The organism is Variovorax sp. OV084 (assembly GCF_900111625.1).
Classification (GTDB): Bacteria; Pseudomonadota; Gammaproteobacteria; order Burkholderiales; family Burkholderiaceae_C; genus Variovorax.
This window is the reverse complement of the sequence record NZ_FOII01000004.1, coordinates 247,764-260,886: the sequence shown is the minus strand read 5'-3', so window position 1 is coordinate 260,886 and position 13,123 is coordinate 247,764. Positions and strand designations below refer to the sequence as shown.

Below are 13,123 nucleotides of genomic sequence, written 5' to 3'. Positions count from 1 at the left end.
GACTTGGAAAAAACTGCTGTCCGCGCCGCGACCTGCCTACATCAGCCCGACCACCGGATAGCGCCGCCACCCCGGCTCCGCATGGCGCCGGCCGTGCGCAAAGAGAAAGCCCAGCACAGCCTGCTGGTCAGACAGCTTCTCGGGGTTGTCCGCCTTCCACTGCTCGAACTGGCGCTTCAGCGCGGGCTCGTCCTCCAGCATGCGCAGCGCGGTGTCCTCGAAGACATAGGCCGAGAAGTTCTCCTTCTTCTCCAGCACGCTATTAAAGAAGCCCCAGCGGAAGAAGCTGTCGTGGGCTTCGGGCTCCAGCGTCTCGACCGCGTAGCGGGCGTTGGGTTGGTCCAGTGGCACCAGCACGTCGCCCACGCGCGCCTGGAAGCGCTCGGTGTGCGTGGCGAGCACCAGCTGGTCATGGAACATGTGGCCTTCGTAGGCGCTCGCGCGCGAGGTCACGCTCTGCACGCGGTACACCCGGGCTGCATCGAACAACTGGTCCGCTTCCAGGCGCCGCAGCTCGACGCCGTTCCATTGCAGGCGCTCGATCACTTCGCGCCAGGCCTGGGGCACCAGGTAGGCCTTGGGCGCCGCGACCGCCAGGTCTTCCACGCAGCGATCGAAGTGCACGATGTCTTTCTCCCAGGGCTGGCTGCGGTCGTAGGCCAGGCGCTCGTAGTTCCCGAGCCGGCTCGGCGTGCGAACCGCGCGATAGCCCTTGAAGCGAAGGCTCGCCGGCCGGCTGCGGTCGTTGCGCCATGTCAGCGGCCAGCGCGCCTGCTGCGCTGCAGCAGCCTTGGCGTCGCGGCGCAGATTCTGAATCTGCGCCGCATGCGCGACGGTGAATTCCAGCACCACATCGACCAGCGTCCGCATGGAAGCCACGCGGTCGGCAAAGGGCTTGAGCATGTGGGTCTCGGGCATGAAGCCGATGGTGTGGTGCAGCGCCGCATAGCCGGTGGAAAAGCGCGGCAGGTCGAGGAAGTCCTCGATGCCGTCGTCGGGCGTCTCGGCCAGCAGGTTCATGTACGGGCAGGTGAGCCAGCCGCGTTGCGCCATATCGCCGTAGATCGCAGGCAGCATGCTTTCGCGCAGGAACTGCCCGAGCCCGCCGCCCAGCTTGTCGGGCTGGGTCGGGATCAGCGTCATGGTGTAGCTGTAGTCCGCGCCGTTGGAGGTGTGGGTGTCGACCATCACATCCGGGTCCCACGCGGTGAAGAAGCGGTTGAACACCTGCGCGGCCAGGCTGTCGCACTTGATGAAGTCGCGGTTCAGGTCCAGGTGCCGGCCGTTGCCGCGGAAGCCGAAAGATTCGGGCCCGAGCTGGTTCACGCGCGAGGTGTTCTGCCGGTTGATACAGCCGTCCACGTTGTAGACGGGAATGAACAAAAACACCGTGTCGCCCAGCGCCGCCAACCGCCCGGGCTGCGTGCAGAAATCGCGCACCAGCGCCATGCAGGCGTCGATGCCCTCGGGCTCGCCGGGGTGGATGCCGTTGTTATTGAAGAACACCGGGCGGCGCTGCTGCTTGAGCGTGTCGCGATCGAACACGCCGTCGGCAGTGACCACGCCGGCGTGAAGGGGAACGCCGGTGTCCGACACGCCGATCTCGCCCCAGCGCAGCACGCCGGGAAATTGCCCGGCCAGCCGCTCGTAGAAGGCGATGCATTCGGCCCAGGTGGTGGTCTGGTTGCCGTTGCCGGACTCGAACGGCGTGGGGTACTGGTTTTCGTGTGCAGCAGTCATGGGAAGAAGGCTACAGTAGTCGCCCCGATCCGGTCATCCAGCCCTTCTTTCTGCAAAGCCAGGAGCCTGCCAGACACGGCCGCACGCACAACACACATTCAAGGAAACAGACATGGGCGCCCAATGGAAAGCGAAACACAAGGATCTGGCGGCCAATGCCAAGGGCCGGCTGTTCAGCAAGCTCGCCAAGGAAATCATGATGGCCGCGCGCAACGGCGCCGATCCGGCCTCCAACTCGCGTCTTCGGCTGGTCGTGGAGCAGGCGCGCAAGGCCTCGATGCCCAAGGACACGCTCGACCGCGCCATCAAGAAAGGCGCGGGCCTCACTGGCGAGGCCGTGCATTTCGAGCATGTGATGTACGAAGGCTTCGCGCCGCACCGCGTGCCGGTGATGGTCGAGTGCCTGACCGACAACGTGAACCGCACCGCGCCTGAAATGCGCGTGCTGTTCCGCAAGGGCCAGCTGGGCACCTCGGGCTCGGTGTCGTGGGACTTCGACCACGTCGGCATGATCGAAGCCGAACCCGCCAAACCCGACGCCGACCCCGAAGTGGCCGCCATCGAAGCCGGCGCCCAAGACTTCGAACCGGTCAGCGAAGGCCACCCCGCGGTCTTCCTGACAGACCCCACCGACCTCGACCTCGTGAGCCGCGCGCTGCCGGCCCAGGGCTTCACCGTGCTATCGGCCAAGCTGGGCTACAAGCCCAAGAACCCGGTCGATCCGGCGAGCCTGAGCGCGACAGACCTGGAAGAAGTCGAAACCTTCCTGGCGGCCATCGACGCGAACGACGACGTGCAGAACGTGTTCGTGGGCCTGGCGGGCTGAGGCAGCTTCTTCATCGGCCGCATGCTCGCGGGAAAGTGCCTCTGCGGCGCCGTCCACTACAAGGTGGCGGATGAATTCGCCTACGCCCTGAACTGCCACTGCTCGGACTGCCGGCGCGCGACCGGCTCGGCCTTCAAGCCCTTCGCGGGCATCGAGCGCGGCAAGCTCGCCATTACGCAGGGCGAAGACGCGGTGATGATCTACGGCAAGAAGGACGCGGGCGATATTCACTGCGCAAAGTGTGGCTCGCTGCTCTATTCGGTGGTGCGCGACGGCCAGTTCGTGCACGTCACCCTGGGCACGCTGGTCGATGCGCCAGCGATTCGCCCGACCGCGCACATCTTCGTCGACTCGAAGGCGCCGTGGTTCACGATCACGGACGACCTGCCGCAGCACAAGGGCCACGTCGGCGAGAACTGAGCGCTGCCGCGCAAGAAGATGCCACCGCGGCGCCGACAACCGCATCCTGTGCCGTGACGCGGCCCAAGTTCGGGCCCGCGCCCGCAGGGTGCGCACCTATGCTCGATGAAGTCCTCTTCTTCATCCTCGGAGCTTTTCCATGTCCCTGCAAGATTTCAAGGTCCTCACCTTCGACGTCGTCGGCACGCTGATCGATTTCGAGGGCGGCATGCTCGCCTACCTGCGCAGCGCGGCGCCCGATGCCGACGTGAGCGACGACGACTTCCTCGCCGCCTACCGGCGCGCGCGTGCCGACGGCAATGCCGGCTGGTACCCCGACGACCTGGAGCGCTGCTGGCACGCCGTCGCGCCGGCGCTTGGCTTGCCCGACACCGACGCCATCGCGCAGGGCCTGCGCGACTCGGTCGCGCAATGGCCGGCGTTCCCCGATTCGGTGGAAGCGCTGAAGCGGCTCGGCAAGCGCTTCAAGCTGGTGACGATGACCAATGCGCAAGCCTGGGCACTGGCGCATTTCGACAAGACCCTGGGCTCGCCCTTCGACATGCTGCTGAGCTGCGACGACGCGCTGTGCGAGAAGCCCGACGCGCGCTACTTCGCCTATGCCCGCGGCCGCTTCGAAGGCGCTTGGGGCTACAAGCAGGCCGACAACCTGCACGTGGCGCAAAGCCAGTACCACGACATCGGCATCTCCAAGCAATTGGGCATCACCACCTGCTGGATCGAGCGACGGCATGCACAAAAGGGTTCGGGCGGCACCATCGAGTCGAAGCACACCGTGCCCGACTACCACTTCCACACGCTGGCCGAACTGGCCGATGCGGTCGAGGCCGGACGTTGAGCACCATGGGCATCACCATCCTTCGCCAGTCGGCCACCATCGGCGGCCTGCAAGACCAGGGCACGCCCGCACGCCCCCTGAGTCAGCCACCCTGCCGGCTGAGCGGCATCGACGTCGAGCTCGCCGGCGCAGGTGACAACAAGAGCGGCATCTGGCAATGCGAGCCCGGCCGCTTCGAGCGCCAGCTGGCCAACGCCGAGGTCATGCACATCCTCGCCGGTGCCTGCACATTCACGCCGACCGATGGCGCCGCGCTGGAGATTCGCGCGGGCGACACGCTGTTCTTTCCGGCGCACACCACCGGCGAGTGGCATGTGCACGAGACCCTGCGCAAAGTCTTCGTCGTGATGGCGCAGTAGCGGGCAGCAGCGGCCTCAGGCCGCCTGCTTCGTCAGCTCATTCGCGAACCGGCCGATAGAGAAGCTCTCGATCGGCGTCGACGTCTGGCCGGTTGCGATCAGCTCGGCCATCGTCTCGCCCACGCCCGGGCTGATCGCAAAGCCCTCGCCATTGAAGCCGAAGGCATAGTGCAGGCCCGGCACGCGGGCACTCGGGCCCATCACGGGTTGCCAGTCGGCGGTGTAGCCCTCGATGCCGCTCCACACGCGGATCAGTTGCACGTGCTCGAAGGCCGGCACGAAGCGGCGCAGCTCGCGCAACTGGCGCAGCACGTTGTCGGGCTTCACGTAGGCGCGGATGTGCTGCGCATGCGCCGGCCCCTTGAGCCCGCCGCCGAAGACGATGTTGCCGCGCGCGATCTGCCGGAAGTACAGGCCCTCGTGCTCGATGGGCGAAGAGATGCCGATCGACGGCCCGATGGCGTAGGGCAGCGGCTCCGTCACGCCCATCTGCGGCCCGCGCGCATCCATCGGCACGGCTTCGCCGAACTGTTCGGCCATGCGGTTCGACCACGCGCCGCAGGCTACAAAAAGCTGCGCCGCGCGAAAGCGCCGGCCGTCCGCCGTGTGGGCGACGAAGCCCGCGCCATCGCGCTCGACCTGCATCACCTCGGCCTGCTCGACGATGTTCGCGCCCGCGCGCCGCGCGGCGCGTGCGAAGGCCGGGCCGGCCAGGCGCGGGTTGGCGTGGCCGTCGTTCGGCGACAGCGATCCGCTCACGATGCCGGGCGCGAAGATGCCCCAGCGCCGGCGCAGATGCTCCGCATCGAATAGTTCGAGATCGAGGCCGAGCGGCCTCACGTCTTTCGCGTGCTGCTCCAGCACCGCAGCCTGCTGCTCTGTGTAGCAGACGCGCAGGTGGCCGTAGGGCACGAACTCCAGGTCTTCGCCGAGCAGTTCCTTCACGCGGCCCCAGACGGCGCGCGCACGGTTGGCCAGCGGCATCTGCGCCAGCGCGCGGCCCTGCCTGCGCACATTGCCGAAGTTGGTGCCGCTGGCCTGGCGGCCCACGAGCTCGCGTTCGAGCAGCGTGACCGACAGGCCATGCTGGCGGCGCAGGAAGAAGGCGGCGGTGGTGCCCATCAGGCCGCCGCCGAGCACCAGCACGTCGGTGGTGGTCGTCGTATCGCTCATGCCTGCACCTCGCGCGTGTTCATCATCAGCGGCTTGACGGGTGCCTGCGAGCGCAAACGCCCCACCAGTTGCACCGGCACGCCGCTGGCCTGCGCCACGATCTCGGCCGAGGCGTGGCCGCAGAAGCGGCCCTGGCAGCGCCCCATGCCGACGCGGCTGAAGGCCTTGGCGCGGTTGACTTCATGGCTGTCCATCTCGTTGACGCAGCGGCGCAGTTCGCCTGCCGTCACCGCCTCGCAGCGGCACACGACCGCGTCGTCGGGCAGTGCCGCAGCCTGTGCATGCGGCCATGGAAAGGCACGCGCCAGGCCTTCGCGGAAGCGATTCATCTGCGCCAGCGTGCGACGCAACGCGGCGGACTCGGCGTCGTAGAGCGCACGGCCCGGTGCATGGCCGAGATCGGCCAGCGCGGCGAGCGCTGCCAGTCGGCCGGCCGCTTCGGCACCATCGGCGCCGAGGATGCGAACGCCGTCGCCCGCCAGGTACACGCCCTTGGTGCTGCTGCGGCCATCGGCGTCGATGCGCGGCAGCCACTGCCGGCTCAGCGGCTCGAATTCGAAGTCGCAACGAGCAATGTCGGCCAGCTGCGTTTCGGCGCGCAGGTGCCAGCCGAGGCCCACGGCATCGCACTCGAAGCGCTGCTCGCGCCCCTGGGCATCGCGCACGGCCACGGCCTGCACGCCCAGGCTGTCGTCGCCGTCGATGCGCTGCGGCGCCACGCCCTGCAGCACCGGCACGCCCGCGCGGCGCAGGCCGCGAATCAGCGCGAGCCCGCGCAGTGCCAACCGCGGTCTTGCAAGCAAACCGGCCACGGCGCCCCAGGGCTTGGCGGCCGGTGCGGTGTCGAGCACCGCTGCCACCCGCGCGCCGGCCTGCACGTACTGCGAGGCCACGAGGTACAGCAGCGGGCCGCTGCCCATGAAGACGACGCGCGAACCTATGGCGCAGGCCTGCGCCTTCAGCGCGATCTGCGAAGCACCAAGGCTGTAGCAGCCGGCGCGGTGCCAGCCCGCCACGGGCATCAGCCGATCGGTCGCGCCGCTGCACACCAGCAAGGCATCGAAGGGCAGCGTCTGCGGCTCGCCGGCATGCACGACATGCAGCGCGCCTTCGCTCACGTTCCAGGCCAGCGTGTCGCCGCGGTAGTCGACATGGTCGCGCAGCGCGTCGAAGTCGCTGTGCAGCGCCTGCGCTTTTTCGGCCTCGGTGCCGTAAAGCTTGGCATAAGGGCGCTTGAATCCCTCGGGCTGGCGGCGGTAGATCTGGCCGCCGTCGCGCCGGCTTTCGTCGACGACGATGGGCCGCACGCCAGCGCGCACCAGCGCCTGCGCGGCGCGCACGCCGGCGGGGCCGGTGCCGACCACGACGATGCGTGGCGAAGCAGAAGGAAAAGAAGGAGGCGCCCCGCTCATGCCCCACCCTCCGGCGCATGGCGAGCCAGCGACTGCTGCAGGTCCGGTGTCGGCAACCAGTGGTCCGCCGGCGGGCGCGTGAACACCGACATGCCCTCTTCCACCGGCGTCGAGCAGGCGCGCAGGCGCTCGCCGGCCGGTGTCCACACCCAGCAGTCCTGGCAGGCGCCCATCAGGCAGAAGCCGGCGCGCGGCCCGTCGCCGAACTCGCTGTCGCGCACGCGTCGTCCGTTGCTCAGCAGCGCCACCAGCAGCGTGTCGCCGGCCAGCGCGGTGCGGGCTTCGCCGTCGATGTGCAGGGTCAGCGCGGGCCGGTCGGTTTCCGCGAGCCGCACGAAGCGGGCTGGCGGCTGGAAGCGAGGCTTTGGTTCAGGCATGGACGGTCGAAGGCGCCGGTCAGCGCTCGTGAGGAAAAAGCCGTTCGATCGGACAGTGCGTCTTGATGAACGGCGACTTGATGACGATGTAGCTGAAGTACTTCGCGATGCCGATGTTGCGTTCGAGCAGCCCTTCGATCACTTCCTGGTAGTGATTCACGCCGCGGGTGAGAAAGCGCAACAGGTAGTCGTAGCCGCCGCTGACCAGGTGGCATTCGAGTACCTCGTCGACCTCGCGGATCGCAGCCTCGAAGCGCACGAAGTCCTCGCGGTGGTGGTCAGACAGCGTGACCTCGGTGAACACGGTCAGCGTGTCGCCGAGTTTCTCGAGCCGAAGGTGCGCGCCGTAGCCGGCGATGTAGCCGGCCTGCTCCAGCCGCTTCACGCGAATGAGGCAGGGGCTGGGCGAGAGCCCCACCGCATCCGCCAGGTCGACGTTGGTCATGCGCCCGTTCTTCTGCAACTGGGCCAGGATGCGAAGGTCGAGTCGGTCGATCTTGAAAGCTTCTGACATGGCGGTGCCTGATAACGAGAGAAAGCCCGATTCTGCGTCGTTGGCCGCCGGTCTTGCGGGCTTTGCGTGCCTGTTCGCTCAGGCCGCCATCGCGGCGCGGACGTCGGGTGCTTCCAGCACTTCGTCGAGCGTCTTCTTCAGCCGCGCGAACATCTGCGCAAACTCGTCCTCGGTGAAGGTGAGCGCAGGCGCAAAGCCGAGGATGTGGTCGCCGAATGAGCGGAACACCAGGCCGTTGCGGTAGCCGGCGGCGAAGATGCGGTCGGACAGCCCCAGCGCCGCATCGAAACGGCGCTTGCTGGCCTTGTCGCTCACCAGCTCCAGCGCGCCCAGCAGGCCGCGGTGGCGCGAATCGCCCACCAGCGGATGCGCGAGCAGCGCATCGAGCCCGGCGGCAAAGTGCGCCGCGCCGCGCTGGCCGTTGGCAAGGATGCCGCCTTCCTCGTAGAGCCGCAGCACTTCGAGCGCAACAGCGGCGCCGACCGGGTGCGCCGAATAGGTCGCGCCGTGGCCGACGGAGGCGCCCTCGGGCGCGCCGTCGGCGATGCCGGCGTAGACCTTCTCCGACATCATGGTCGCGCCCATCGGCACGTAGCCGGCCGTGAGGCCCTTGGCCATGGTCATCAGGTCGGGCTCCACGCCTTCGGCTTCGCAGGCGAACATGGGACCGGTGCGGCCGAAGCCGGTGATGACTTCGTCCACGACGAAGAGGATGTCGAGCTCGCGCGCGGCCTCGCGCATGGCCTTCAGCCAGCCCTTGGGCGGCACGATGACGCCGCCCGAGCCTTGGATGGGTTCGCAGAAGAAGGCAGCCACGTTGTCCGCGCCCAGCTCGGCCACCTTGGCGCGCAAGGCCGCGACCGACGAGGCGATCAGCGCCTGCGGGTCGGCGCCGTCGGCATGGCGATAGGCGTAGGGCGACGCAATGTAGTGCTGCGTGGGCAGCGGCAGGTCGAAGCCGCGATGAAAGGCCGGCAGCGCCGTGAGGCCCGCGCCGGTGGACGACGAGCCGTGGTAGCCGCGCTCCAGCGAAATGAACTGCTTTTTCGACGGCCGGCCGGTCGCGTTGTAGTACTGCACGATGAAGCGCACGGCGGCATCGACCGCCTCGGAGCCACCCAGCGTGAGGTACACGCGGGTCAGCGAGGCGGGCGTGATCTGCACCAGTTTTTCAGCAAGGCGGATGGCCGGCTCGCTGCTGAAGTGGAAGTAGCCGGTCGCGTACGGCAGCTTGCGCATCTGCTCGGTGGCGGCCTGCACCACGCTCTCCTGCCCGTAGCCCACGTTCACGCACCACAGGCCCGCAAAGGCGTCGAGCAGTTCGTGGCCGTTGCCATCGGTCAGCCAGGCACCACGGCCCGAAGACAGCACGGTGGGGCCGCGCTGCTCGTGCACGCGCCAGGGCGAGACGGGGTGGATGAGATGCGCGCGGTCGATTGCGTCGAGCGCGGCTTGGTGGGGCAATGCGGTGGGGTGCGTCATGGCAGTGTTGGAGGGAGCGAGAGCGAAGGAGCTTTCGATGCCCTCAGCTTAGGCGGCGCACCGCACGAGGTGGTGCTGCTTTGGGGGTGCCGCACAAAGCAGGCTGCGGTTGTGTGCATGGCACGCAGCAGATCGTGCGGTCGGTCTTCCTTCTTCCCGTCTTCAATACCCACGCGCGCGATCGACCAGCCCGAGCATCGGCTCGCCGGCTTCGAAGCGCTCGAGGTTGTCGAGCACCACTTCCGCCGCGCTCAGCGGCTGCGTCATGCTCGCGATGTGCGGCGTGAGCTGGATGCGCGGATGGCGCCAGAAGGCGTGCTCCAGCGGCAGCGGCTCGGGGTCGGTCACGTCGAGCACCGCATCGCCGATCTGCCCGCTTGCGAGCGCGGCCAGCAGGTCGGCATCCACAAGCTGCGGCCCGCGCCCCACATGCACCAGCCCGGCGCCCGTGGGCAGCAACGAAAACAGCCGCGCATCGAGAAAGCCGCGTGTCGAATCGGTCAGAGGCAGCAGGCACACGAGGATGTCGGTGCGCGCCAGAAAGGCCGGCAGCTCATCGGCGCCGGCATGGCATTGCACGCCGTCGACCTCGTGCCGCGAACGGCTCCACCCTGCGCAGTCGAAGCCCAGCGCAACAAGCTGCGCCAGCACGGCCTGCCCGAGCGAGCCCAATCCGAGCACGCCGATGCGCCGTTCACCAGCGGGCCGCACGGGCAGCGGCCTCCACAGGCCCTCCTGCTGCTGGCGCCGGTATTGCGGCATGTCGCGATGCAGGCCAAGCACAGCATGCGTCACGTACTCGACCATGCCGCGCACGATGCCGGGCTCCACCATGCGCACGATTGGCAACGAGGCCGGAAGCGCTGCGAAGTCGAACTGGTCGACGCCCGCGCCGGAAGAAAACAGCACTTCCAGATTGGGAAAGCGCGTTGCCAGATCTTCCGGCGGCTCCCAGGCTGCGAGGAAGCGCACCTGCGCTGGGTCGCCGATGTCGGGCCAGATGCGGAAGTCGATGTCGGGGGCGCGGCGGCTGAACACTTCGGCCCACAGGCGGCCTCTTGCCGGGTCGGATTTGTAGAGGAAGGTAGTTTTCATGATTGACTGGACTCAGCTGGGAACACGTTCAGGGTGCGTGCGAATGACACCGGGTACTCCCGTCGGCGTGATCGCACCCCGAACAGCAAGCGCTCATCCAACAGCCTGAGTAACGATGGCAAAGAGCGAAGGACCACCCGCCGGAGTGACAAGCGGCGCACCACGCACCATCGTCGTAGGCGCATCCACACGCAGCAGCCCGATGCTCTCCAGGCACTCAGACAGCCCACTGTCGAAGTCGATGTCGATGCGCGTGAAGTGCCCGGCATTCACACTGGCCAGATGCGCGACCAACGCCTTCGCACCGTCGACATCAGGCGCAACCACCGGCCCGATCGAATGCCCGCGCCCGAAGCGACGCAGCATCGCAAAGCCGCGCGGTTCGTTGTCATGGTCGAGCACCACGCAGGCATCGGCGGTGGACAGCAGGTCGGCAATCAATGCATCGCGCGGCATGCCACGCGCCGCCGCGTCGAGGGCCTGCAGCGCTGCTGCCTCGTGAACACCGGCAGGCCGCAGACGCCAGCCTGGCTGCAAGGCCACCAGCGGCGCCGACTGCGCGATGCCCTGGTGCTGCCGCAATTCGCCGGTGCGCACGAACCCCAGCCGCTCGTAGAGGCCGCGACCTTCGGCGGTGGCATGCAGCAGCACCGTGCGGTCTTCCAGGCCGTCGAGCAGTGCGCTCATCAGGCGATGCCCGATGCGCCGCCCCTGGCAGGCTGGCGTCACGACCACGAGGCCGAGGGTGGCGTGGCGTTCGCCCCAGAGCCAGCGCAGGGCACAGCCGATGATCTCGCCGTCGCGCTCGGCCACGATGCCCTCGGCATGCGCGAACACCTGCGCCCAGTCCGCCAGCCGATGCGGCCAGCGCAACAGGTCGGTCAGCGCCTGTGCGAACGGCAGGTCGGCAGGCGTCATCGGTCTCAGCACCACGCCGTCTCCGGTGGGTGCATTCGGGGTCTGATCGGGCATTGAAAGGTCTCGGTAGCGAAGAGGATGTTCCTTCCATCTTGGACGACATCGGCGCACGGTGCCAGACCGAAATCGACGTTCACTGCAACTTGCAAGCTTCGGCTGCAACGTGCCCGGGTTTTGCAATTCGCTGCGGTGCGGTGCCTGCGTACGCATACAAATGCTGTGCCAACCTGCCTAGGATCGATCGCCGCTCTTGCGGTGTTCTCGCAACCTACGCCCATGCAAGCCTTCGACCCGCGACAGATCCACGTGCCTTCGGGCCATTTCATCGGTGGGCGCCTCGTGCCCGACGCCGGCCGTATCGTGGTGCACAGGCCCTCCGATGCGCAGGCGCATGCCGAGCTTCCACTGGCCGACGCCGACACGGTGGACGCCGCCGTGCGCGACGCATGGAATGCCTGGCGCCACAGCGACTGGGCACGCCGTGCACCGCGTGAACGCGCTCGCGTGATGCGCCGCTGGGCTGAACTGATCGAGGCCGATGCGGCAAATCTCGGCCCGCTGGAAGCCGTGTGCTCCACGCGGCCGGTGCGCGACGCCATCGCGTGGGACGTTCCATTCACGGCCGAGGGCCTGCGCTTTTTCGCCGAGTACGCGGACAAGCTCGGCGGCGAGGTCGCGGCAACGCGCCACGACCACCTCGGCATGGTGGTGGCCGAGCCCTACGGCGTCATCGGTGCGATCACGCCGTGGAATTTTCCGCTGGTCATGGTGTCGTGGAAGGTCGGCGCGGCGCTCGCGGCCGGCAATGCGGTGGTGCTCAAGCCATCGGAGCTCACGCCCTGGTCGGCGCTGCGGCTGGCCGAGCTGGCCATCGAGGCCGGCGTGCCGTCCGGGCTCTTCAACGTCGTGCAGGGTGATGGCCGCATCACTGGAGACGCGCTCTCGCGGCACCCGCTGATATCGAAGATGACCTTCACCGGCTCCACCCGCACCGGCGCCGCCATCATGGCCGCTTGCGCCATGACCGGCCCCAAGCCGGTAACGCTGGAACTCGGCGGCAAGAGCCCGCAACTGGTGTTCGACGATGCACCCGACATCGACCGCCTGGCCGGCATGATCGCCGGCGCCATCACCGGCAACGCGGGGCAGGTGTGCGTGGCCGGGTCGCGGCTGATCGTGCAGCGCGGCATTGCCGAGGCGCTGGTGGAGCGCATCGCGGCGCGCTTCGCGGCGATGCGCCCGGGTGCGACCTGGGACGACACGGCCACGCTGCCGCCCATCATCTCGACGCCGCAGGCCGGCCGCATCCTGGAGATCGTCGATCGCGCGCGCGACGCCGGGGCCACCGTGCGCTGCGGCGGCGGCCTGTTCGACGGCGGGCCGGGCGGCGCCTACTTCCAGCCCACGCTGATCGAGGGCGTTGACGGCGCCAACCCCGCGGTGCGCGAAGAGATCTTCGGACCGGTGCTCACGGTGCAGACCTTCGCCGACGAAGAAGAAGGCCTGGCGCTTGCCGCGCACGAGCACTACGGGCTGGCCAGCGGCGTGCACACCGCCGACATCGGCCGCGCGCTGAGGGCGATGCGCGGCATCAGTGCCGGCACGGTCTGGATCAACCGCTACGGCCGCAGCGCCGACTTCGTGATTCCCACCGGGGGTTATCACCAATCGGGCATCGGCAAGGACCTGGGGCGCCAGGCGGTCGAGGCCAACCTGCGCTTCAAAAGCGTGCTCATCGACTTCGCCGCGACGCACTGAGGTGCGCCGCCGCACGCATGGAGGGCAGACCGCATGGCATGCCGCCACGCCCCCTTCAAACCGCAGCTTTGTCGCGGCGGGCAACGTTTTTCCCTACAACTCCGGAGCGGCTGCGTGCTGCAATCAATTCGTAATGAGCTTGTCGCAATTGCCATCCAAAGCAAGCGACCCGACCCGGCCGGCGACCGGTTTGAATGAACCCAAGGATTCG

Annotated in this window: 13 protein-coding genes; 5 read left to right on the top strand and 8 right to left on the bottom strand. The window is 68.1% G+C overall.

The window, feature by feature from the left end; all coding sequences use genetic code 11:
• Window positions 1–36 precede the first annotated feature (36 nt).
• A complete protein-coding gene (locus BMW87_RS13970) occupies window positions 37–1,740 on the bottom strand; it encodes a M14 family zinc carboxypeptidase (protein ID WP_093076911.1) in 1,704 nt (567 codons plus the stop codon).
• 112 nt (window positions 1,741–1,852) lie between these two features.
• Here BMW87_RS13970 and BMW87_RS13965 point away from each other — a divergent pair, with 112 nt between their 5' ends.
• From BMW87_RS13965 to BMW87_RS13950, 4 genes are all read left to right on the top strand, one after another.
• Window positions 1,853–2,566, top strand: coding sequence for a YebC/PmpR family DNA-binding transcriptional regulator (locus tag BMW87_RS13965; RefSeq protein WP_093076909.1), 714 nt, complete (start codon window positions 1,853–1,855; stop codon window positions 2,564–2,566).
• A gap of 21 nt (window positions 2,567–2,587) precedes the next feature.
• Window positions 2,588–2,986: a GFA family protein gene (locus tag BMW87_RS13960; protein WP_093076908.1), complete on the top strand. Its 399-nt coding sequence runs from the start codon at window positions 2,588–2,590 to the stop codon at window positions 2,984–2,986.
• Between the two features lie 139 nt (window positions 2,987–3,125).
• Window positions 3,126–3,824 (top strand): HAD-IA family hydrolase, encoded by a 699-nt coding sequence (locus tag BMW87_RS13955; RefSeq protein ID WP_093076906.1) that lies wholly within the window; start codon window positions 3,126–3,128, stop codon window positions 3,822–3,824.
• 5 nt (window positions 3,825–3,829) lie between these two features.
• On the top strand, window positions 3,830–4,183 hold the full coding sequence (locus BMW87_RS13950; protein ID WP_093076905.1) for a cupin domain-containing protein: 354 nt from the start codon (window positions 3,830–3,832) through the stop codon (window positions 4,181–4,183).
• Window positions 4,184–4,198: 15 nt separating this feature from the next.
• On the opposite strand, the gene BMW87_RS13945 is transcribed toward BMW87_RS13950, so the two are convergent.
• The 7 genes from BMW87_RS13945 to BMW87_RS13915 form a co-directional block, all read right to left on the bottom strand.
• A complete protein-coding gene (locus BMW87_RS13945; RefSeq protein ID WP_093076903.1) occupies window positions 4,199–5,356 on the bottom strand; it encodes an NAD(P)/FAD-dependent oxidoreductase in 1,158 nt (385 codons plus the stop codon).
• On the bottom strand, window positions 5,353–6,768 hold the full coding sequence (locus BMW87_RS13940; protein WP_093053913.1) for an FAD/NAD(P)-dependent oxidoreductase: 1,416 nt from the start codon (window positions 6,766–6,768) through the stop codon (window positions 5,353–5,355). The genes BMW87_RS13945 and BMW87_RS13940 overlap by 4 nt, the downstream gene beginning before the upstream one ends.
• The gene (locus BMW87_RS13935) at window positions 6,765–7,145 is read right to left on the bottom strand and encodes a (2Fe-2S)-binding protein (protein WP_093076901.1); all 381 of its coding nucleotides are present in this window, start codon (window positions 7,143–7,145) and stop codon (window positions 6,765–6,767) included. Before BMW87_RS13935 ends, BMW87_RS13940 begins: the two co-directional genes overlap by 4 nt.
• A gap of 19 nt (window positions 7,146–7,164) precedes the next feature.
• Window positions 7,165–7,659 (bottom strand): Lrp/AsnC family transcriptional regulator, encoded by a 495-nt coding sequence (locus BMW87_RS13930; RefSeq protein ID WP_007828485.1) that lies wholly within the window; start codon window positions 7,657–7,659, stop codon window positions 7,165–7,167.
• Between the two features lie 78 nt (window positions 7,660–7,737).
• Window positions 7,738–9,141 (bottom strand): aspartate aminotransferase family protein, encoded by a 1,404-nt coding sequence (locus tag BMW87_RS13925; RefSeq protein WP_093076900.1) that lies wholly within the window; start codon window positions 9,139–9,141, stop codon window positions 7,738–7,740.
• A gap of 162 nt (window positions 9,142–9,303) precedes the next feature.
• Window positions 9,304–10,236 carry a 2-hydroxyacid dehydrogenase gene (locus BMW87_RS13920; RefSeq protein ID WP_093076898.1) on the bottom strand — a complete coding sequence of 311 codons (933 nt, stop codon included), beginning with the start codon at window positions 10,234–10,236 and terminating at the stop codon, window positions 9,304–9,306.
• 93 nt (window positions 10,237–10,329) lie between these two features.
• A complete protein-coding gene (locus BMW87_RS13915; protein WP_093076896.1) occupies window positions 10,330–11,208 on the bottom strand; it encodes a GNAT family N-acetyltransferase in 879 nt (292 codons plus the stop codon).
• 222 nt (window positions 11,209–11,430) lie between these two features.
• Here BMW87_RS13915 and BMW87_RS13910 point away from each other — a divergent pair, with 222 nt between their 5' ends.
• Complete coding sequence (locus tag BMW87_RS13910; RefSeq protein ID WP_093076895.1) at window positions 11,431–12,912, top strand: aldehyde dehydrogenase family protein; 1,482 nt, start codon at window positions 11,431–11,433, stop codon at window positions 12,910–12,912.
• The last annotated feature ends 211 nt before the right edge of the window (window positions 12,913–13,123 follow it).

What these genes read in the sequence shown, in the direction of transcription:
- BMW87_RS13970 (WP_093076911.1), bottom strand. Translation starts at nt 1,740, where the DNA reads ATGACTGCTGCACACGAAAACCAGTACCCCACGCCGTTCGAGTCCGGC.
- BMW87_RS13965 (WP_093076909.1), top strand. Translation starts at nt 1,853, where the DNA reads ATGGGCGCCCAATGGAAAGCGAAACACAAGGATCTGGCGGCCAATGCC.
- BMW87_RS13960 (WP_093076908.1), top strand. Translation starts at nt 2,588, where the DNA reads ATGCTCGCGGGAAAGTGCCTCTGCGGCGCCGTCCACTACAAGGTGGCG.
- BMW87_RS13955 (WP_093076906.1), top strand. Translation starts at nt 3,126, where the DNA reads ATGTCCCTGCAAGATTTCAAGGTCCTCACCTTCGACGTCGTCGGCACG.
- BMW87_RS13950 (WP_093076905.1), top strand. Translation starts at nt 3,830, where the DNA reads ATGGGCATCACCATCCTTCGCCAGTCGGCCACCATCGGCGGCCTGCAA.
- BMW87_RS13945 (WP_093076903.1), bottom strand. Translation starts at nt 5,356, where the DNA reads ATGAGCGATACGACGACCACCACCGACGTGCTGGTGCTCGGCGGCGGC.
- BMW87_RS13940 (WP_093053913.1), bottom strand. Translation starts at nt 6,768, where the DNA reads ATGAGCGGGGCGCCTCCTTCTTTTCCTTCTGCTTCGCCACGCATCGTC.
- BMW87_RS13935 (WP_093076901.1), bottom strand. Translation starts at nt 7,145, where the DNA reads ATGCCTGAACCAAAGCCTCGCTTCCAGCCGCCAGCCCGCTTCGTGCGG.
- BMW87_RS13930 (WP_007828485.1), bottom strand. Translation starts at nt 7,659, where the DNA reads ATGTCAGAAGCTTTCAAGATCGACCGACTCGACCTTCGCATCCTGGCC.
- BMW87_RS13925 (WP_093076900.1), bottom strand. Translation starts at nt 9,141, where the DNA reads ATGACGCACCCCACCGCATTGCCCCACCAAGCCGCGCTCGACGCAATC.
- BMW87_RS13920 (WP_093076898.1), bottom strand. Translation starts at nt 10,236, where the DNA reads ATGAAAACTACCTTCCTCTACAAATCCGACCCGGCAAGAGGCCGCCTG.
- BMW87_RS13915 (WP_093076896.1), bottom strand. Translation starts at nt 11,208, where the DNA reads ATGCCCGATCAGACCCCGAATGCACCCACCGGAGACGGCGTGGTGCTG.
- BMW87_RS13910 (WP_093076895.1), top strand. Translation starts at nt 11,431, where the DNA reads ATGCAAGCCTTCGACCCGCGACAGATCCACGTGCCTTCGGGCCATTTC.